At 45.5% G+C, this 20,003-nt stretch carries 22 protein-coding genes and 1 tRNA gene; 15 read left to right on the top strand and 8 right to left on the bottom strand.

Features of this window, described 5'->3' with window-relative positions:
* The first annotated feature begins 2 nt into the window (after positions 1–2).
* The 5 genes from icd (at position 3) to ITJ87_RS18275 (ending at position 5,701) form a co-directional block, all read left to right on the top strand.
* On the top strand, positions 3–1,163 hold the full coding sequence (gene icd, locus ITJ87_RS18295) for an NADP-dependent isocitrate dehydrogenase (RefSeq protein WP_117600023.1): 1,161 nt from the start codon (positions 3–5) through the stop codon (positions 1,161–1,163).
* A 12-nt stretch (positions 1,164–1,175) separates the two neighbouring features.
* Entirely contained in the window at positions 1,176–2,519 is a 1,344-nt protein-coding gene (locus ITJ87_RS18290) for a citrate/2-methylcitrate synthase (protein ID WP_057097550.1), read from the top strand.
* 246 nt (positions 2,520–2,765) lie between these two features.
* Complete coding sequence (locus ITJ87_RS18285) at positions 2,766–3,536, top strand: DUF1295 domain-containing protein (RefSeq protein WP_005827144.1); 771 nt, start codon at positions 2,766–2,768, stop codon at positions 3,534–3,536.
* A 65-nt stretch (positions 3,537–3,601) separates the two neighbouring features.
* Complete coding sequence (locus tag ITJ87_RS18280; RefSeq protein ID WP_117600026.1) at positions 3,602–4,825, top strand: NADH:flavin oxidoreductase; 1,224 nt, start codon at positions 3,602–3,604, stop codon at positions 4,823–4,825.
* Between the two features lie 36 nt (positions 4,826–4,861).
* On the top strand, positions 4,862–5,701 hold the full coding sequence (locus ITJ87_RS18275) for an SDR family oxidoreductase (RefSeq protein ID WP_117964109.1): 840 nt from the start codon (positions 4,862–4,864) through the stop codon (positions 5,699–5,701).
* A 61-nt stretch (positions 5,702–5,762) separates the two neighbouring features.
* Here ITJ87_RS18275 and pfkA read toward each other — a convergent pair whose 3' ends face one another.
* The 3 genes from pfkA to cmk form a co-directional block, all read right to left on the bottom strand.
* Complete coding sequence (pfkA, locus tag ITJ87_RS18270; RefSeq protein ID WP_005827137.1) at positions 5,763–6,743, bottom strand: 6-phosphofructokinase; 981 nt, start codon at positions 6,741–6,743, stop codon at positions 5,763–5,765.
* A gap of 140 nt (positions 6,744–6,883) precedes the next feature.
* On the bottom strand, positions 6,884–7,750 hold the full coding sequence (locus ITJ87_RS18265; protein ID WP_117964110.1) for a 4-hydroxy-3-methylbut-2-enyl diphosphate reductase: 867 nt from the start codon (positions 7,748–7,750) through the stop codon (positions 6,884–6,886).
* Between the two features lie 7 nt (positions 7,751–7,757).
* Positions 7,758–8,453, bottom strand: a complete 696-nt coding sequence (cmk, locus tag ITJ87_RS18260) for a (d)CMP kinase (protein WP_117964111.1) — start codon at positions 8,451–8,453, stop codon at positions 7,758–7,760.
* Between the two features lie 262 nt (positions 8,454–8,715).
* Here cmk and ITJ87_RS18255 point away from each other — a divergent pair, with 262 nt between their 5' ends.
* From ITJ87_RS18255 to ITJ87_RS18215, 9 genes are all read left to right on the top strand, one after another.
* Positions 8,716–9,402, top strand: a complete 687-nt coding sequence (locus tag ITJ87_RS18255; RefSeq protein ID WP_117600030.1) for an energy transducer TonB — start codon at positions 8,716–8,718, stop codon at positions 9,400–9,402.
* Positions 9,403–9,482: 80 nt separating this feature from the next.
* Positions 9,483–10,457: a polyprenyl synthetase family protein gene (locus ITJ87_RS18250; protein WP_117600078.1), complete on the top strand. Its 975-nt coding sequence runs from the start codon at positions 9,483–9,485 to the stop codon at positions 10,455–10,457.
* Between the two features lie 16 nt (positions 10,458–10,473).
* The gene (locus ITJ87_RS18245) at positions 10,474–11,175 is read left to right on the top strand and encodes a hypothetical protein (RefSeq protein ID WP_117964112.1); all 702 of its coding nucleotides are present in this window, start codon (positions 10,474–10,476) and stop codon (positions 11,173–11,175) included.
* Positions 11,176–11,183: 8 nt separating this feature from the next.
* A complete protein-coding gene (locus tag ITJ87_RS18240; RefSeq protein WP_117600032.1) occupies positions 11,184–11,963 on the top strand; it encodes a TatD family hydrolase in 780 nt (259 codons plus the stop codon).
* Between the two features lie 162 nt (positions 11,964–12,125).
* Positions 12,126–12,213: transfer RNA gene (locus ITJ87_RS18235), tRNA-Ser, on the top strand.
* A gap of 81 nt (positions 12,214–12,294) precedes the next feature.
* The gene (locus ITJ87_RS18230; RefSeq protein ID WP_117964113.1) at positions 12,295–13,098 is read left to right on the top strand and encodes a MotA/TolQ/ExbB proton channel family protein; all 804 of its coding nucleotides are present in this window, start codon (positions 12,295–12,297) and stop codon (positions 13,096–13,098) included.
* Between the two features lie 5 nt (positions 13,099–13,103).
* Positions 13,104–13,589 (top strand): hypothetical protein, encoded by a 486-nt coding sequence (locus tag ITJ87_RS18225; RefSeq protein WP_117600034.1) that lies wholly within the window; start codon positions 13,104–13,106, stop codon positions 13,587–13,589.
* Between the two features lie 35 nt (positions 13,590–13,624).
* Positions 13,625–14,215, top strand: coding sequence for a biopolymer transporter ExbD (locus ITJ87_RS18220; RefSeq protein WP_117600035.1), 591 nt, complete (start codon positions 13,625–13,627; stop codon positions 14,213–14,215).
* Complete coding sequence (locus ITJ87_RS18215; RefSeq protein WP_025833345.1) at positions 14,215–14,679, top strand: biopolymer transporter ExbD; 465 nt, start codon at positions 14,215–14,217, stop codon at positions 14,677–14,679. The genes ITJ87_RS18220 and ITJ87_RS18215 overlap by 1 nt, the downstream gene beginning before the upstream one ends.
* A gap of 74 nt (positions 14,680–14,753) precedes the next feature.
* Here ITJ87_RS18215 and ITJ87_RS18210 read toward each other — a convergent pair whose 3' ends face one another.
* Positions 14,754–15,290, bottom strand: a complete 537-nt coding sequence (locus tag ITJ87_RS18210; RefSeq protein ID WP_117964114.1) for a GNAT family N-acetyltransferase — start codon at positions 15,288–15,290, stop codon at positions 14,754–14,756.
* Between the two features lie 24 nt (positions 15,291–15,314).
* Entirely contained in the window at positions 15,315–16,592 is a 1,278-nt protein-coding gene (locus tag ITJ87_RS18205; RefSeq protein WP_117964115.1) for an IgA Peptidase M64, read from the bottom strand.
* Between the two features lie 238 nt (positions 16,593–16,830).
* Between ITJ87_RS18205 and ITJ87_RS18200 the strand changes: the two genes are divergently transcribed.
* Positions 16,831–17,307 carry an Lrp/AsnC family transcriptional regulator gene (locus ITJ87_RS18200; protein WP_005827104.1) on the top strand — a complete coding sequence of 159 codons (477 nt, stop codon included), beginning with the start codon at positions 16,831–16,833 and terminating at the stop codon, positions 17,305–17,307.
* A gap of 2 nt (positions 17,308–17,309) precedes the next feature.
* Here ITJ87_RS18200 and ITJ87_RS18195 read toward each other — a convergent pair whose 3' ends face one another.
* The 3 genes from ITJ87_RS18195 to cls form a co-directional block, all read right to left on the bottom strand.
* Complete coding sequence (locus ITJ87_RS18195; RefSeq protein ID WP_117964116.1) at positions 17,310–17,798, bottom strand: dihydrofolate reductase; 489 nt, start codon at positions 17,796–17,798, stop codon at positions 17,310–17,312.
* A gap of 45 nt (positions 17,799–17,843) precedes the next feature.
* Positions 17,844–18,638, bottom strand: a complete 795-nt coding sequence (locus ITJ87_RS18190; RefSeq protein WP_117964117.1) for a thymidylate synthase — start codon at positions 18,636–18,638, stop codon at positions 17,844–17,846.
* A 75-nt stretch (positions 18,639–18,713) separates the two neighbouring features.
* Positions 18,714–19,895 (bottom strand): cardiolipin synthase, encoded by a 1,182-nt coding sequence (cls, locus tag ITJ87_RS18185; protein WP_255425205.1) that lies wholly within the window; start codon positions 19,893–19,895, stop codon positions 18,714–18,716.
* Positions 19,896–20,003: the final 108 nt, after the last annotated feature.

The following is a 20,003-nucleotide window of genomic DNA, read 5'->3' as shown; positions in this document are numbered from 1 at the left end:
ATATGGAAAAAATTACTGTACCTTTTATTACCGGCGATGGAGTGGGAGCAGAAGTGACCCCATCCATGCAGGCTGTCGTGAATGCCGCTGTCAAGAAATCCTATGGTGACCGGCGTGGCATTGAATGGAAAGAAGTGCTGGCAGGAGAACGTGCTTTCCACGAAACCGGCTCCTGGTTGCCGGACGAAACCATGGAAGCCTTCCGCACCTATAAGGTGGGCATCAAAGGTCCTTTGACAACTCCCGTCGGTGGAGGTATCCGTTCCTTGAACGTAGCCTTGCGTCAGACGCTCGATTTGTATGTCTGCCAACGTCCGGTACGTTGGTATAAGGGCATTGTTTCTCCACTCAAAGAGCCACAGAAGGTGGATATGTGCGTATTCCGTGAGAATACCGAGGATATTTATGCAGGCATCGAATGGGAAGCCGGAACTCCGGAGGCTGAAAAGTTCTATCGTTTTCTCCGTGATGACATGGGGGTGACAAAAGTCCGTTTTCCCGAAACTTCCTCGTTTGGCGTGAAGCCCGTTTCAAGAGAAGGAACAGAGCGCTTGGTGCGTGCCGCCTGCCAATACGCCCTTGAGCATCATCTGCCTTCCGTGACGTTGGTACACAAAGGAAACATCATGAAATTTACGGAAGGCGGCTTCAAGAAGTGGGGGTACGAACTGGCAGAACGTGAGTTTGGTAAAGAACTGGCAGAAGGGCGTCTGGTCATCAAGGACTGCATTGCCGATGCATTCTTGCAGAACACGTTGCTTATCCCCGAAGAATATTCCGTGATTGCCACGTTGAATCTGAACGGCGATTATGTGTCCGACCAACTGGCTGCCATGGTAGGCGGCATCGGCATTGCACCGGGTGCGAATATCAACTATAAAACGGGGCATGCCATTTTTGAGGCTACTCACGGGACGGCTCCGAACATTGCCGGGAAAGACATTGTGAATCCCTGTTCCATCATCCTTTCCGCTGTGATGATGCTTGAATATCTGGGTTGGAAGGAAGCAGCCTCTCTTATAGAGAACGCCTTGGAGCAAAGTTTCACAGAAGCCCGTGCTACTGCCGACTTGGCCCGTTTTATGCCGGGTGGCGTCTCGCTGTCCACTTCGGCTTTCACCCGGGAGATTGTAAGGAGAATAGAAAATGGGAATAACGAATAAAACGAAACGATTATGAAGAAGGAGTATCTGATTTACAAGCTTTCCGAAGATTTGAAGGAAGCTACCCGGATTGAGAATGAACTGTTCAGGAAGTTTGATGTGAAGCGCGGTTTGCGTAATGAGGACGGCACGGGAGTCTTGGTGGGGTTGACCAAAATAGGCAATGTGGTCGGCTATGAACGCATCCCCGGTGGAGGGCTGAAGCCTATTCCCGGCAAATTGTTCTACCGCGGTTATGATGTGGATGACTTGGCACACGCCATCATCAAAGAGAAGCGTTTCGGTTTTGAGGAAATTGCCTACTTGTTGCTTTCCGGTCGCCTGCCCGACAAGGAAGAACTCTCTTCTTTCCGTGAGCTCATCAACGACAACATGCCGCTGGAACAGAAGACCAAGATGAATATCATTGAACTTGAAGGAAACAACATTATGAACATCCTGGCGCGCAGCGTGCTCGAGATGTATCGTTTTGACCCTGATGCAGATGACACTTCCCGCGATAATCTGATGCGGCAGAGCATTGAGCTTATTTCGAAATTCCCGACCATCATTGCGTATGCCTATAACATGCTTCGCCATGCCACCCATGGCCGTTCATTGCATATCCGCCATCCGCAGGAAAACCTTTCCATTGCCGAGAATTTCCTCTATATGCTGAAGAAGGACTACACGGAGCTGGATGCCCGCACACTCGACCTGCTGTTGGTTCTTCAGGCCGAGCACGGTGGTGGTAACAACTCCACTTTTACCGTACGTGTCACTTCTTCTACCGGGACGGATACTTACTCTTCGATAGCGGCAGGTATCGGTTCCTTGAAAGGGCCGCTTCATGGAGGTGCCAATATTCAGGTTGCCGATATGTTCCACCATCTGCAGGAAAACATTCAGGACTGGACGAACGTGGATGAGATTGATACTTACTTCACCCGCATGCTCAACAAGGAAGTCTATAACAAGACCGGTTTGATATATGGTATCGGACATGCCGTCTATACCATTTCCGACCCGCGCGCCATTCTGCTGAAGGAGCTTGCCCGCGACCTTGCCCGCGAAAAAGGGAAAGAACGTGAGTTCGCTTTCCTTGAACTGCTCGAGGAGCGCGCCATTGATGTGTTTGGCCGTGTGAAGAATAATGGAAAGACGGTTTCGAGCAATGTGGATTTCTATTCGGGCTTTGTCTACGAGATGATTGGACTGCCGCAGGAAATCTTCACGCCTTTGTTTGCTATGGCACGTATTGTCGGTTGGTGTGCACATCGCAATGAAGAATTGAACTTTGAAGGTAAGCGTATTATCCGTCCTGCCTATAAGAATGTTTTGGATGAGGTGACTTATGTGCCCATTAAGAAACGGTAAGGATTAGACTTGTATCTTTTAAATCGTTCCATCACGGGGGAAAAATCGTTCCACCATGGTGGAACGATTTTTTCTCCATGGTGGAATGAAATTTACTCCATGATGGAACGATTAGATTTTTGTATCTCTACTGCTTAATCTTCTCAGTAAAAAACACTGGTTTTTGCATGAAAAAACAATTATCCGGGGAAAACGATTTGTTTGTTGTGAGTTTTCTTTATCTTTGCTTCGCATAAATAAAGAACTATGAATCAGGAAACTTTTCAGATATTTCTGTGGGTAATGAGTGCTGTGGCATTGGTTGTCTTTATTGCGCTCTATTTTGTCAAAGCGGGTTATGGCATGTTCCGTACTGCCTCGTGGGGAATCTCCATCAATAATAAACTGGCGTGGGTGCTTATGGAAGCGCCGGTATTCATCGTCATGTTTGGGTTGTGGGGGAAGAGTGGAGCGGGATTTGCCGTGCCGGTATATTTCTTTTTCCTGCTGTTTCAGTTGCACTATCTTCAGCGGGCCTTTATTTTTCCGTTCCTGCTGAAAGGTAAAAGCCGGATGCCGGTAGCTATTATGGCGATGGGTATCGTCTTCAACCTTTTGAACGGGATGATGCAGGCGGGCGGTTTGTTCTATTTTGCTCCCGAAGGCTTGTATGCCGATGGCTGGGCCTATTTGCTGAAACCTCATGCCTTGTTGGGAATCATTCTGTTTTTTGCGGGTATGTTCGTCAATTTGCATTCCGACTATGTGATACGTCATCTGCGCAGGCCGGGTGATACGAAGCATTATCTTCCCGGAAAAGGGCTTTACCGATACGTCACTTCTGCCAATTATTTCGGTGAGCTGGTGGAATGGACGGGGTTTGCCATACTCACAGCTTCTCCCGCCGCCTGGGTGTTCGTCTGGTGGACGTTTGCCAACCTTGTTCCCCGTGCCGATGCCATTCACCGCCGTTATCGGGAGGAGTTTGGTGATGAGGCGGTAGGAAAGCGCAAACGCATCATTCCATTTCTTTATTAATGGAAAATGGAGAGTTGAAAATGGAAAATGAATAATTCATAACTTATAACTCATAACTCATAACGATGGAATCCAAGTTATTCACCCCCGTCACTTTCGGACCGTTGACCTTGCGTAACCGTACCATCCGTTCGGCTGCTTTCGAGAGCATGTGTCCCGGAAACGCTCCGTCGGACATGTTGCTCGACTATCATCGGTCGGTAGCGGCGGGAGGTATAGGTATGACTACTGTTGCCTATGCGGCAGTTACTCAGAGCGGTTTGTCTTTTGACCGCCAGTTGTGGATGCGTCCTGAAATTATCCCCGGACTCCGTAGGCTGACTGATGCCATACATGCGGAGGGGGCTGCGGCAGGCATCCAATTGGGACACTGTGGCAACATGTCCCATAAGAGCATTTGCGGTTGTATGCCCGTCGGCGCATCTTCCGGTTTCAATCTTTATTCTCCTACCTTTGTGCGCGGACTGCGTGCCGATGAGCTGCCGGAGATGGCGCGTGCTTATGGACGTTCGGTGAATCTGGCACGGGAGGCCGGATTTGATTCTGTAGAGATTCATGCAGGGCATGGCTATCTCATCAGCCAGTTCTTATCCCCGTCCACCAACCATCGGAAAGACGAGTTCGGAGGCTCGTTGCAGAACCGTATGCGTTTTATGGATATGGTGATGGAAGAAGTGATGGAGGCTGCCGGCAGTGATATGGCTGTGCTGGTGAAGATGAACATGCGCGATGGCTTCCGTGGAGGGATGGAACTGGACGAGACGATGCAGGTGGCCCGGAGGCTGGAGCAGTCGGGAGCACATGCGCTGGTCTTGAGCGGTGGGTTCGTCAGTAAGGCGCCGATGTATGTCATGCGGGGCGAAATGCCTATCCGCAGCATGACGCATTACATGACCTGCTGGTGGTTGAAATACGGTGTACGCATGGTAGGCAAATGGATGATACCGAGCGTACCGTTTAAGGAAGCTTATTTCCTGGAAGATGCCTTGAAATTCCGTGCCGCCTTGAAGATACCGTTGGTTTATGTGGGTGGCCTGGTTTCCAGGGATAAGATAGATGAGGTGCTGGATGACGGCTTCGAGGCGGTGCAAATGGCGCGCGCTCTGCTCAATGAGCCAGGGTTCGTCAACCGCATGCGTGCCGAAGAGAATGCACGTTGCAACTGCCGGCATAGTAATTACTGCATTGCCCGGATGTATTCCATCGAGATGGCATGCCATCAGCATTTGAAGGAGGAGCTTCCACCTTGTCTGAAAAAGGAGATAGAGAAAATCGAAGCGAAAGGCTGATTTTTAGTTTTTAATTTTCAATTTTTAATTATTAAAGTGAATTTAGCTGTTATAACCGGGGCAGACGGTGGCATGGGCATGGAAATTACCCGCGCAGTGGCAACTGCCGGCTATCAGGTCATCATGGCATGCCGTGACCCTCAAACTGCCGAACCCAAGCGGCAACTGCTGATGCGTGAAACCGGTAATCCGCGTATTGAGATTGCTCCCGTTGATTTGGCATCTCTGGCTTCAGTGGCCGCATTTGCAGAGCATCTGTTGAAGCGGGGAGAGCCGTTGGCATTGCTGATGAACAATGCCGGAACTATGGAAACGGAACGCCGCATTACCGAAGACGGACTGGAACGGACGGTGAGTGTCAATTATGTAGGGCCTTACCTGCTGACCCGCAAGCTGCTGCCATTGATGGGAGAGGGGAGCCGTATTGTGAATATGGTATCTTGTACGTATGCCATCGGTCATCTTGACTTTCCGGATTTTTTCCTCCGGGGAAAGAAGGGTGGCTTTTGGCGCATTCCTATATATAGCAACACGAAGCTGGCATTGACTCTGTTCACCATCGACTTGGCCAGTCGTGTCAAGCACAAAGGTATTGTTGTGAATGCGGCTGATCCAGGGATTGTGTCTACCAATATCATTACCATGCATATGTGGTTTGACCCGCTGACAGATATACTTTTCAGGCCTTTCATCCGTACTCCCCGTAAGGGAGCTGCAACGGCTGTCAGCTTATTGCTGGATGAGGATGCCGGTAAACGTACGGGTACATTGAATGCCAGTTGCCGTCCCAAGTCTCTTTCGGAGAAGTATACCCGGCATGTACAGATGGAAGAACTGTGGGAGAGGACGGAAAGTATAGTGAAGAAATGGTTGTAAAAAGACAGAGAAGGCGCATATGGCGCCTTCTCTGTTTATGGGGTATCTGAACTGGCTGTCATCAGATCGACAGTTCTCTCAGTACATTTACAAGGTCTTTCTTGATGGGTTTGTCATTTTTGATGGCTTTCGTGAAAGGAACGTATACCACTTCATCGTGGTCAATGCCTATCATGACATTGCGCTGTCCTTCCATGATGGCGTCGATGGCGGCTGCGCCCAGACGGCTGGCAAGGATACGGTCGTGTGCCGTAGGACTACCACCGCGTTGCAAGTGACCGAGGATGGTTACGCGTACGTCATATTGGGGGTATTCGTTCTTTACACGCTCTGCATAGTGCATGGCACCGCCGGTCAGTTCACTCTCGGCTACCAGTACGATACTGCTGTTCTTGGATTTCCGGAAACCGTTCTTGATGAATTCTTCCAGTTGGTCTACTTCCGTACTGAATTCCGGGATAATGGCTGCTTCTGCTCCGGAGGCGATGGCGCCGTTCAGAGCGAGGAAACCGGCATCGCGTCCCATGACTTCTACGAAAAACAAGCGCTCATGGGAAGTGGCTGTATCACGGATTTTGTCCACAGCATCCAGGATCGTGTTCAGCGCGGTGTCGTAGCCGATAGTGGTATCTGTTCCATAAAGGTCATTGTCGATAGTTCCCGGCAGCCCGATACAAGGCACGTCAAACTCTTGTGCAAAGATACGAGCACCGGTCAGCGAACCGTCGCCTCCGATAATCACTAAGGCGTCAATGCCTTCTTTCTTCATGTTGTCGTAAGCAATCTGGCGGCCCTCGGGAGTCGTGAACTCTTTGCAGCGGGCTGTCTTCAGGATTGTACCACCCAGCTGGATGATGTTGCTGACATTTTGGCTTTTGAATTCTTTGATTTCGCCGGTTACCAGACCTTTGTAACCTCTATATATACCTTTAACTGAAAGTCCGTTGTAAATAGCCGAACGTGTCACGGCACGTATGGCTGCGTTCATTCCCGGAGCATCACCTCCTGATGTCAAGATACCAATGCACTTAACTGTTCCCATAACAATCTTTTTGTTTAGTATTAATAATCATGATGAAAAATAGATTTGGACTATTTTTTCATGCCGCAAAGATAAGGAAAAAGCTGAGGCCGTGACTAATAAATTACGTTAATTTGCTGTTCCAAAAGGATGACAAACTGTTATTTAAGTTTTGACTTTATGGCTTCTGAAATTTCTTCCATCAGCCATTTAGGGGTGGAAGTGGCTCCGCAGACACCGATGGAATTGGCACCGGCTAACAGAGAACTATCTATTTCTTCGGCACTGTCTATCAAATGTGAATTGGCATTGACTTTTTTACACTCACTGAACAGCATCTTGCCGTTGGAACTTTTTTTACCGCTGACAAAGAATATTAAATCATGGGAAGCGGCAAATTTTCGGATATTGGGTATCCGGTTTGCTACTTGTCGACAGATAGTGTCGTATGATTCAAAAGTAACTTCCGGTGAGATGTGTCCCTCTATGTATTTTACAATGTTTTGAAATCCGTCCAGAGATTTTGTGGTCTGGGAATAGAGCCGGATGTCTTTGCTGAAATCCAGTTTCCTTGCCTCCTCCTGCTTTTCAATAACGATGGCCTTTCCCGTAGTTTGACCTACCAGTCCCAGTACTTCGGCGTGTCCATTTTTGCCATAGATGACAATTTGTTTGTCTTGGCCGTCTTCCTGGACATACTCTTGCTTTATCTTCTTTTGCAGGCGGAGTACGACCGGGCAGGTTGCGTCAATGATTTCTATATTGTTGCGGCGGGCAATGTCATAAGTTTCGGGGGGTTCTCCATGAGCGCGAAGCAACACCTTGGCGTTGTGGAGGTGGTTGAATTCCTCATGGTTGATGGTAATCAGTCCCATTGCTTTCAGGCGTTCCACTTCACGGCTGTTGTGCACGATGTCTCCCAGACAATAGAGGGTTCCTCCTTTCGCCAGTTCCTCTTCTGCCTTGTTTATTGCGGTGACAACTCCGAAACAGAAGCCGGAGCCTTCGTCTATTTCTACTTTTGCCATATCCGGTTCAGTTCTTCTCCTTTATAACCCGTTCGAATTGTTCGGCCAGCCATTCCTTTTGTTGGGAAATGGTCAGGTGGCTGTTGTCCAACAATAAAGCGTCAGAAGCTTTGCGCAGCGGACTTACTTCCCGGTTTTGGTCAATATAGTCCCGTTGTTTCACATTTTCCAGAATTTCGTCAAAGCTGGCTTCTTCCCCTTTGGCCTTCAGTTCATCATAGCGGCGTTGTGCCCGTATTTCGGGGCTGGCAGTTACAAAAATTTTCAGCTCGGCATCCGGGAAAACGGTAGTGCCGATGTCGCGCCCGTCCATAACGATGCCTTTGGCCTTGCCCATCTCTTGTTGCTGTGCCACCATAGCTTCGCGTACGAAATCCAATGCTGCAATGGGACTGACACGTGAAGACACTTCCATGGTACGGATTTTGTTTTCTATATTTATTCCGTTCAGGTAGGTGTCCGGGCGTCCGGTTTCGGGGTTCAGGCGGAAAGAGATATGTATATCCTTTATTAGACTTTTAAGTTTTTCGGTATCTATGCGGTCACCTTGGAAAATACCATTCTCCATACTATATAATGTTACTGCCCGATACATGGCACCGCTATCTATATATATGTAGCCGATTTCGCGGGCGAGGTCTTTGGCCATAGTGCTTTTTCCACAAGAGGAAAAGCCGTCGATTGCTATTGTTATCTTTCTCATGACTTTTATACTATAGTTATATAGGTATAACACCTGCAAAACAGAAAATTTCAATATTTCATTTAAAATTCTTGCCAAAGATACGGTATTTTTAAAATATCTCGTTACATTTGTGGCACAAAAGCACATGGAGGCTTTTGAAGGATTAAAAAAATGAAAATGGAGCGCCTATTGTGTAAAAAAAAACAGCAGTGCGTGAACATTCTTGGGAAAAGTGTTATATTTGCCCCAAATGAGAAACACTAAAATTATATTATAAATTATGGAAATTAAGAAATCACCTAAGGCAGACTTGGAGAGTAAGAAGTCGACTTGGCTGCTTGTCGGTTATGTGATTGTGCTCGCTTTCATGTTTGTTGCGTTCGAGTGGACAAAGCGTGACATCAAGATTGATACGAGCCAGGCTGTTGCCGACTTAGTATTTGAAGAGGAAATTATTCCTATTACGGAACAACCGGAGCAGGTTACTCCTCCGCCCCCCGAAGCTCCTGCAATTGCAGAAACCTTGACTATTGTTGAGGACGATGCTGACGTGGAAGAAACTGCTATCGTATCTTCTGAAGAATTGAACCAGGCTGTGGAAATTAAATATGTTCCCGTAGCAGTGGAAGAAGAAGAACCGGAAGAACAGACTATTTTCGAAGTGGTAGAACAGATGCCTGAATTTCCGAATGGTGGTATGGCTGGTCTGATGCAGTATCTGAGCAAGAACATCAAATATCCTACTATTGCACAGGAAAACGGAACTCAAGGTCGTGTAACTGTACAGTTCGTGGTTAATAAGGATGGTAGTATTGTAGATGCTAAAGTTTTGAGAGGTGTTGATCCGTATTTGGACAAAGAAGCTGTCCGCGTGATTATGGGTATGCCGAAGTGGAAGCCCGGTATGCAGCGTGGTAAACCCGTTCGCGTTAAGTATACTGTACCTGTAATGTTTAGATTGCAGTAATAAAATATCTATAAGTGGGAGAGGCTGCCGGAATGCAGCCTCTTTTCATTATCCGCTATTTCCTAAATTCTGAAAATGTCATGTTTACAGCTTCCGAGCTTTTAGAAAGAATAAATTCTCATATTGCAGAATTGCAGTTTACCCGTACTCCTCAAGGTTTATATGCTCCCATTACCTATGTGCTGTCCATGGGTGGAAAAAGAATCCGTCCGGTATTGATGTTGATGGCCTACAATCTGTATCAGGAGGATATTACCCGTATTTTTAATCCTGCAATGGGTATTGAAGTGTATCATAATTATACTCTTTTGCACGACGACTTGATGGATCGTGCAGACCGTCGCCGTGGCAAGGATACAGTACATAAAGTCTGGGATGACAATGCTGCCATTCTTTCGGGGGATGCAATGCTTGTATTGGCTTATCAGTTTATGGCTCAATGCCCGGTTGAACATTTGAAAGAAGTGATGGATATATTTAGCTTGACCGCACTTGAAATCTGTGAAGGGCAACAGCTGGATATGGAGTTTGAACATCGGAAAGATGTGAAGGCAGAGGAGTATCTGGAAATGATTCGTCTGAAAACTTCGGTATTGTTGGCTGCAAGTCTGAAGATTGGTGCTCTTTTGGGAGGGGCTTCTTCTGAAGATGCGGAGCTGTTGTATGATTTTGGCATGAACTTGGGTGTCGCTTTTCAGTTGAAAGATGATTTCCTGGATGTTTATGGTGATGCTGCCGTCTTTGGAAAGAATATTGGAGGTGACATTCTGTGCAATAAAAAGACCTACATGCTGATAAAGGCTTTTGAACATGCGGATGAAGGCCAGTTGACTTATTTGAATGCTTGGGTGGATGCTGTTTCATTCAATCCGGAGGAGAAGGTTGCTGCGGTGACGGAACTGTATAACCAGATTGGTGTCAAGGAGTTGTGTGAGAAAAAAATGGAAGAGTATTGTGAGCGCGCAATGGAAAGTTTATTGGCGGTGAACGTGGCGGATGAAAAGAAGGAAGAATTGAAGAGCTTGATGGCTAACTTGATGCATCGGGAAGTGTAACTTAAATCCGGGAGAAATGCCTTATAGAAGATTGCCTAATACAGATCAAGCGAGAATACGGGCGCTGAAAGCAGTGGTCGTCAAGGGTGATATATGTAATGTGTATGATTTGGCCGTATCTTTGAAGGCGTTGACTGATGCGCGGAATTTTCTTACAAAGTTTGAAGCTGCGCAAGCTTATTATGCCGACTGTTTTGAGCGGCAGGCTCGGGCGGGACGTAAGCATCAGGCTAATGTAAAGACTGCCCGTCTGTATATTTCTCATTTTATCCAGGTGTTGAATTTAGCTGTCATCCGTTCTGAAGTGCGTATTGCTCATAAGGAATATTACGGTTTGGACACAAGCAACAATAATGTGCCTGATTTATCGACAGAGCCTGCTTTGGCAGAGTGGGGGCGTAAAATCGTGGATGGGGAAAACAAGCGTATATCTCAGGGAGGAATTCCCATTTATAACCCTACGATTGCAAAAGTGAGGGTGCATTATGATATTTTCATGGATAGTTATGAGAAACAAAAGAATCTTCAATTTTTAACAGCCCGCAGTTTGGACACCTTGGCTTCGATGCGTGCAGAAGCGGATGAGTTGATTCTGCATATATGGAACCAGGTGGAAAAAAAATTTGAGGAGGTTACTCCTAATGAGAAACGGTTGGATTTATGCCGTGATTATGGAATAATCTATTATTATCGTACTGGTGAAAAACGCAAAGAGTAAGTTGAAGAATGAGATTGATTGATTCACATTCCCATCTTTTTTTAGAAGAGTTTGCAGGGGATTTGCCCCAAGTGATGGCCCGTGCCCGTGAGGCAGGAGTCACGCATATTTTTATGCCCAATATCGATAGTACCACCATAAAGCCTATGCTTCGGGTGTGTCGTGAATATAAGGGGTATTGCTATCCAATGATTGGGTTGCATCCCACGTCTGTGGATGCGGATTATGAAAAGGAGTTGGATATAGTGGCCCGGGAGCTGGCCTCATCGAACGAATTTGTTGCAGTTGGTGAAATTGGTATGGATTTGTATTGGGATAAGACTTTTCTCAGAGAACAGCAAAGGGCGTTGGGCAGGCAGATTGAGTGGGCTTTGGAATACGATTTGCCGGTAGTGCTGCATTGTAGGGAAGCGTTCGACCATATATATAATGTGTTGAAACTTTATCGGCAGACTCCTTTGAAAGGAATTTTCCATAGTTTTACGGGGACCTCGGAAGAGGCCTGCAGGATTATGGAATTTGCGGATTTCATGATAGGAATAAATGGTGTGGTGACTTTCAAGAAATCAACTTTGCCCGAAGTCTTGAAGAATATTCCTTTGGAACGTATCGTGCTGGAAACCGATTCCCCTTATCTGACTCCGGTTCCCAATCGAGGCAAGAGGAACGAAACCGCATATGTTAAGGATACTTTGGTAAAGGTGGCCGGAATCTATGGGAATTCTCCTGAAAAGGTGGCTCAGGTTACTTCTGATAACGCTTTAAAAGTGTTCGGAATGCTCAAATAAGCTCTTTAAGATTTTAAAGTTTATTAATTTTGAGATTTTATTTAATATAAAACGGGGAGAATGAGGCAGAACAACAAAAAAAAGAATACATTTGTAGCTGAAAACGCTTGTGGTTCGCATTTTTTTTGTAATTTGCACCCGATTTCAGAAAAGGCGTCTATTGGAGAGATGCTCGAGTGGTTGAAGAGGCACGCCTGGAAAGCGTGTATACCCCTAAAGGGTATCCGGGGTTCGAATCCCCGTCTCTCCGCAATGTGATAAAATGGAGATAAAACAACAAATTATAATAAATAAACAAATTAATTAATTAATCTTAAAAATTAGACACACAATGAAAAAGTTATTTGCAATTGTTGCTGTGATGGGAGTCTTAACATTTGGCTCAACTCAACTTGCTCAGGCTCAAGATGCTCCTGCAGCTGAACAAACTGAACAAGCAGCTGTAGCACCTGCTGCTGACGCTGCTGCTCCTGCCGCTATGGAAGCTGCAGAAGGTGGTATCCACAAAGAGATTAAAACAAAGTTCATTGAAGGTACTGCATCTTTCATGAGTTTGGTAGCTATCGCATTGGTTATCGGTCTTGCATTCTGTATTGAACGTATCATTTATTTGAGTTTGGCTGAAATCAATACAAAGAAGTTCTTGTCTGCTATCGAAGCTGCTTTGGAAAAAGGTGACGTTGAAGCTGCTAAAGACATCGCACGTAACACAAGAGGTCCTATTGCTTCTATCTACTATCAAGGTCTGATGAGAATTGACCAAGGTATTGACGTAGTAGAAAAGTCTGTAGTATCTTATGGTGGTGTACAAGCTGGTTACTTGGAAAAAGGTTGCTCTTGGATTACACTGTTCATCGCTATGGCTCCGTCTTTGGGATTCTTGGGTACTGTAATCGGTATGGTGCAGGCATTTGATAAGATTCAGCAGGTAGGTGATATCTCTCCGACGGTTGTAGCAGGTGGTATGAAGGTTGCCTTGATCACTACTATCTTCGGTTTGATCGTTGCTTTGATTCTGCAGGTATTCTACAACTATATCTTGTCTAAGATTGAAGCTTTGACAAGTGAAATGGAAGATTCTTCTATCTCACTGTTGGATATGGTTATCAAATATGACTTGAAATACAAAAAATAATTAAGATGGCTAAGTTATCATATAAAGTATCATACTACGTACTGTATGTCATGTTCGCTATCATCTTGGTAGTGTTAGGCTTGTTCTACTTCGGTGGAGATGCTCAGGGCGATGCAGTATTGATGAGTGTTGACGCAGAAATGTGGCAACCGGCTCAGACAGACGCATTGATTTATTTGATGTATGTCTTGTTCTTTATAGCTATTATTGCTACCGTGGTTGGTGTTGTGTTCCAATTTGGATCTGCACTGAAAGATAATCCGGGAGCAGCGTTGAAATCTTTGATCGGTTTGGTTATATTGGTTGCAGTTGTTGTTATTTCTTGGGCTATGGGTAGTGAAGAGCCACTCGTTATTCCGGGTTATAGCGGAACTGAAAATGTTCCTTTCTGGTTGAAGCTTACTGATATGTTCCTCTATTCTATCTATATCTTGTTTGCTGGTACAATCTTGGCAATCATTTTTAGTAGCATTAAGAAGAAATTATCATAACCGATTGAGGTAAATCAATCTAAAGAGTAATTACAATGGCAAAAGGAAAAAGAAAAGTTCCTGATATTAACTCAAGTTCTACAGCGGATATTGCATTCTTGTTGCTGATTTTCTTCTTGATCACGACATCTATGGATACTGACCGTGGTTTGGCAAGACGTTTGCCGCCTCCACCGGAAAAAGACCAGAAGATTGAGGACCAGAAGAAGAAAGAACGTAATGTTCTGCAAGTCTTCTTAAATATGCAGGACCAGTTAATGTGTGGGAATGATTATATTACAGTTGACCAATTGCGTGCGAAAACAAAAGAATTCATTGCCAATCCGTACAATGATGAAACGAAGCCGGAAAAGATTTCAAAGAATGTTGCTTTCTTCGGTACGGTTCAAGTAACGGAAAATCATGTGGTTTCTTTGCGTTGTGACCGCGGTTCTTCCTATAAGGCATATATGGCTGTACAGAATGAGTTGGTAGCAGCTTATAATGAGTTGCGTGATGAATTGGCTCAAGAGAAGTGGCAGAAAAATTATGCTGAGTTGGATCAAGAACAGCAAGATGCAATTCGTGAAATTTATCCTCAGAGAATTTCTGAGGCAGAACCTAAAAAGTACGGAGAAAAGAAGTAATGGGAAAATTTAATAAGACTGGTAAACGTGAGATGCCGGCGTTGAACACTTCTTCTCTGCCTGACCTTATCTTCACCTTGTTGTTCTTTTTCATGATTGTGACAACGATGCGTGAGGTAACATTAAAGGTTGAGTTTAAGGTTCCGCAAGCTACGGAATTGGAGAAACTGGAGAAGAAGTCGTTGGTTACGTTTATCTACGTAGGAAAACCTACTGCCGAATTTCGTAAGAAGTTAGGTAATGAGAGCCGTATCCAGTTGAACGACAGTTATGCTGAAGTTGCTGAAATTCAAGATTATATTATTGGTGAACGTGCCAGTATGAAAGAAGAAGATCAGCCACAGATGACAGTGTCTTTGAAAGTTGACCAAGATACGAAAATGGGTATCGTAACAGATATCAAGGAAGCTCTTCGTCAAGCTTATGCTTTGAAGATTAACTATTCTGCGCAACCGCGTCAGTAAGAGTTGATTTAAGATATAATAAAGGTCGTTTCAACAAATGAAACGACCTTTATTGTTTTAAGTATATTGGATTTTTAAGATTTCACATTATATACTTCGCAGTAGATGTGTTCCTTTACAGAGTCAAAATCCTTTCCACATTCTATATCTCCATAGGCCATGATGAGCATAGGTAGGTAGTTGTCTCCTGCTTTGTAGGGTGGTTGTTGGTAGGGCTTTTCCCATAAGGAGAATCCTTGCCGTTGATAGAAGTTAATGCGGCGTTTAGCCATTTCTTCTTGGGGTATTTCCACTTCCAAGACGATGGGATGTTTTAAGAGTTGGCACAAATGGTTCAGTACACTCTTTCCATACCCGCCGTTACGCTGTGCGGGGTCAATGGCAAAATGCTCTATATAGTAGAAATGTCCAAAATCCCAGTAAGTGATGAGGCCTACCGGGGTGTTGTTATGAAAGATGATATTGTTATAGAAGTGCGTTTTGGTATCTGTATACTTGCGCAATTCCTCCAGTTCCCGGTACTCCTCTGAAGGGAACGATTGAGTCATTAATTTCTCCATATAGCTGTACAAGTCTGTGTCAGCTGTTGTAATACGTTGAAGTCTGATCATAAGTTCTTTAAGTTTAGTTTGTTCTTATTCTGTATAAAATTCAATGATGCGGCGGATAGCTCGTTGGCAGATAGGACAGAAAGTGGGATATTCATTGGTACGCATGCGGCAATTGTCTGCCGGACGGTAGATGCCTTTGGCAGAATAGCCGGCTCCTTCATATACACCTACGGGATATGTTCCACTTTCAGAAGAGGGAGTAGGAACGGGAGTTCCTTGTGCAAGCATGTCTTCCCACTTGGAGGTGAAATTGATTCTCGTGCTGATATTCTGTTCCCAGGGTTCCACATCTAATGGATAGGTATCTGTCATCACGTCATTGTCATAGAAATATTCATCGGCCAGTCCGCCAAAGCTATGCCCGAACTCATGTACCACAACGGGGCGGAACATTGGATGGTGGGCGGTAGTAAGGGTATAGGAATTATAGATTCCACCGCCGCCATATTCTTCCGTATTGGCAAGGATGATGATGTGTTCATACGGTATTCCAGCCAGCGCATCGTGTATGGATTTGACACGGGAGGTTGTCAGATACCGGTCTGAATAGAATGTGCTGAAATGAGAACTGAATGCTGTCCGTTTCCATTCTCCGAGGCGTGGTACACTTACTCCGCTGTCTTCGGAGGGGCTGGCCACTGCTACAATGTTGAAGTACTTTTTCATGGACCGGAAGGGTTCGTGGGCAAACAGACTTTCGCAGGCAATGGCTGCATCTTTGTAGAATACCGGCATCTCTTCGGGAGTATATCCTTCTGCAAGGATGGCTACGTCGATGCATTTGTCTGTATTGCCGCTTTGCAGCAGATATTTATGTGGTGTGATGTGGGCAGTACCTTTCTGCTGTATTAGGATATCGTCGGGACTGACCGTATGTTTCATGCTTGCCCGTACATTTCTACGCGGGTCAAGGAGTGTTATTTCTATTTCTGCAGGACGAAGGGGATAGGGAAGGAGGAAGGTGTTTTCGAATCCTTTGGTTACTGCTTTGGCTTCATCTGTTTCCAGCCACTCCTGAAAGAGCGAAGAAAAGGATGTTTTGTAGATTACGTTGCCATTGGCAGCATCCCGCATAATGATTTGTCCGTTTCCTTGCAGGGGCAGTTCAGACAAGTGATGCTTCCTTCCTGCCCAAGAGGGGAGACAAGACAGTCCGTCCAGGCATATCTCTTGTTTGGCTGCATTTCCGGTAAAGATATAGTCGATACGTAGGGTCTTATCGGCAAAATAATCGGCAAAGCTTTGGGCATGCAAGGATATTGCTGCCATCAGGCATAATAGGAATAAGGAATACTTTTTCATAACGGTTCATTATTATTGCTACGACAAAGATAATATCTTTAAAGCTCATCTGCAATTTTCCAGTCGTGCGAGATGGAATTTGCGTATACGCTTTGAAATGCCTGATATGCGGTATTATTCTTTTTTTTGTAAGAAAAGTTATAAACCGTATTTTTATTGGCGAAAAAATAGCTAACTTTGCATGTTGCCGTATAGATATGCGGGAGATATAGTAATTTATTAATCATTAGAATTTGAAATGGGACATCATCAGTTGGATACTTTAGACGAACAGATTTTAAAACTTATAGCCGATAATGCACGCATTCCTTTCCTTGAAGTGGCTAGAGCTTGTAATGTATCGGGAGCAGCCATTCATCAGCGCATTCAAAAGCTGACAAACTTAGGTATATTGAAAGGTTCTGAATATGTGATTGATCCGGAGAAGATAGGATATGAAACATGCGCCTATATCGGTATCTACCTAAAGGATCCTGCTTCCTTCGATGCTGTAACGAGAGCATTGGAAGCTATTCCCGAGATTGTGGAATGCCATTTTACAACGGGCAAGTATGATATGTTCATAAAGCTTTATGCCCGCAACAACCATCATTTGCTGAGCATCATACATGATAAGTTGCAGCCGCTGGGACTGGCGCGTACGGAAACCTTGATTTCTTTTCACGAAGCCATCAAGCGGCAGATGCCTATAACGGTAGAAGAAGAGGAAGATTGATTCTACCGACGGATATAATCGACGAATGCATAAGGGCAGGGATGCTTCTCATCTGCGGGGTGAGACTCCCTGCTTTTTTCTTGCCATACAGTCGGAGCGACTTCGGGAAAGTAGGCGTCCACCTGAGTGGCTTCTGCATCCACTTCGGTCAGGCAGAGGGCATCCGCAAAGGGGAATGCCTGGCGATAAACACTTGCACCGCCGATGATGTAGACGTGTTCGTTGGGTTGGCAACTGTTCAGTGCTTCTTCCAGTGAGGGAAAAACTTCTGCACCGGGACAGAGCAAATCTTTTTGAGTGGACAGAACAACGTTGCGGCGGTTGGGAAGCGCGCCTTTGGGGAGAGATTCAAAGGTCTTTCGGCCCATGATGATGGTATTTCCCGTGGTGAGGGCTTTGAAACGCTTTAAATCATTGGGAAGCCAAAATAGCAATCGGTTCTGATAACCGATACCTCTCTTTCTATCTACTGCGGCGATAATACTAATCATATGTGTGTAAAATTCTTTTCTCTTTCTATCTTTTTATTATAGGATTTATACTGACACTTTCCCTGCAATATGCGGATGCGGGTTATAGTTGATCAGCTCGAAATCCTCGAACTTGAAGTCGAAGATGCTTTTCACATCAGGATTGATTCTCATCTGCGGCAAATCCCGCGGTTCACGAGATAGTTGGAGCTTTACCTGCTCCAAATGGTTCAGATAGATATGGGCGTCTCCTAAGGTATGGATGAAATCCCCGGCTTTCAGTCCGGTAACTTGTGCCATCATCTGCAGGAGCAGGGCATAGGAAGCGATGTTGAAGGGCACTCCTAAAAAAATGTCCGCACTACGCTGGTACAGTTGCAGACTCAGTCGTCCGTTGGCGACATAGAACTGGAAGAAAGCGTGGCAGGGAGGGAGGTTCATGTTGTCCAAATCGCCTACATTCCATGCGCTGACTATAATCCGGCGTGAGTCGGGATTGTGCTTGATGGTTTCTACAGCTTCGCTGATCTGGTCGATGGATCCGCCTTTATAGTTCGGCCAGGAGCGCCATTGATATCCGTAGATATGTCCTAGGTCGCCGTTTTCGTCTGCCCATTCGTTCCAGATACGTACACCGTTGTCCTGGAGATATTTCACATTGGTGTCTCCCTGGAGGAACCATAGCAGTTCGTATATGATTGATTTAAGATGCAGCTTCTTGGTAGTAAGGCAGGGGAAGCCTTCATCCATGTTGAAACGCATTTGGTGGCCGAATACGCTGATGGTGCCGGTACCCGTACGGTCGCTTTTCTCTACGCCTTCGGTCAGTACGCGGTTCAGCAGGTCTAAATATTGTTTCATGATGTAATGCTCTGTTTTTATCCGAACGCAAAGGTAGGGGAATTAATTAAAGATTAATAATTAAAAATTAAAAACTTAGAGGAAGGGGGTCATCAAGTTTCCCACCCAGCCTACGAATTTCTTCCATCCGGAACGCTTTTTCCAGACTTCAGGAGTGAGCAGCGTACTGTTTTGCATGTCTCGTTCGAACATGGCATTCAGTTCATTGGTGGTCTTGGGGTCGAAGATGAAAGCGTTTGTCTCGTAGTCGTAGCGCAGGCTGCGGCTGTTGAGATTGGCGGTACCTACTGTGCAAAAAGTGCTGTCTACCATCATTATCTTGGAATGGTGGAAGCCGCCGTTGAAGAGGTATATCTTGGCTCCTTTCTTCATCAGCTTATGTGCTATATAGAATGAGGCATCCGGTGTAAAGGCTATGTCTGACACGGCAGGTATCATGATTTCCACTTCAGTACCTTTTTTCAGTGCGTTCTTGATTGCCTTGCGGATTGATTTGGTCGGAACGAAATAGGGATTCACGATTCGGATATTCTTCTGTGCGGCTTGTATGGAAGCTGCATAGGCATGGCTGATGGAGCGTGGTGTTTCGCGTGGCGTGCGGTCTACGATGGCTATTTCTTCGGCAATACTGTCGGGCAGTTGCGGAGTGTCCGGAAAATAGGCGGGACCTCCAACGTGTTGTCCCGTCTCCCGGTTCCACATGGTCAGGAAGATGCCTTGCAGATAGCGCACGGCATCTCCTTCAAGATGTATGTGCATATCGTGCCATTTACCGATTTTAGGCAATCCGTTGATGTAGTAGTCGGCGATGTTCATGCCACCGGTATAACCTATCTTTCCGTCAATTACTACTATTTTCCGATGGTCGCGGTGTATGGCGTGGTTTACCCAGGGAAAAGTGATAGGGTCGAACTTGACGATTTCGATGCCTTGGGCATGGATGGATTTCAGATGGTGTTCCTTCAATGGTTGGTTGTTGGACCAGTTACCGAAGGCATCGAACATGGCGCGGACTTCAACCCCTTCCTTGACCTTCTCTGCCAGAAGGCTGAACAAGGCATTGGCTATGGAGTCGTTGCGGAAATTGAAATATTCCAGATGGATATGATGCCGGGCATGGCGGATATTCTCGAAGAGGTCGACGAACTTGTCATGACCGGTCATCAGTAATTTCACTTCATTGTTGTAAGTAACGGGAGCGCCCATTTCCTTCAAGTAATTCATGACGATGGAATCGCTTGTTGTTTGCGCTTCGATATTCCCAATAGAAAAAACGAATAATGTGATGAATAGAATCTTTCTCAAAACTTTCTCCTCTTATTTAGTTTTCTGAGTGGGCAAAGATACAATTTCTTGTTGATATAT

This window comes from Bacteroides sp. HF-162 (assembly GCF_015679285.1).
Classification (GTDB): Bacteria; Bacteroidota; Bacteroidia; order Bacteroidales; family Bacteroidaceae; genus Bacteroides; species Bacteroides uniformis.
The sequence above is the reverse complement of the archived record's forward strand: the minus strand, read 5'-3'. Positions and strand labels throughout refer to the sequence as shown.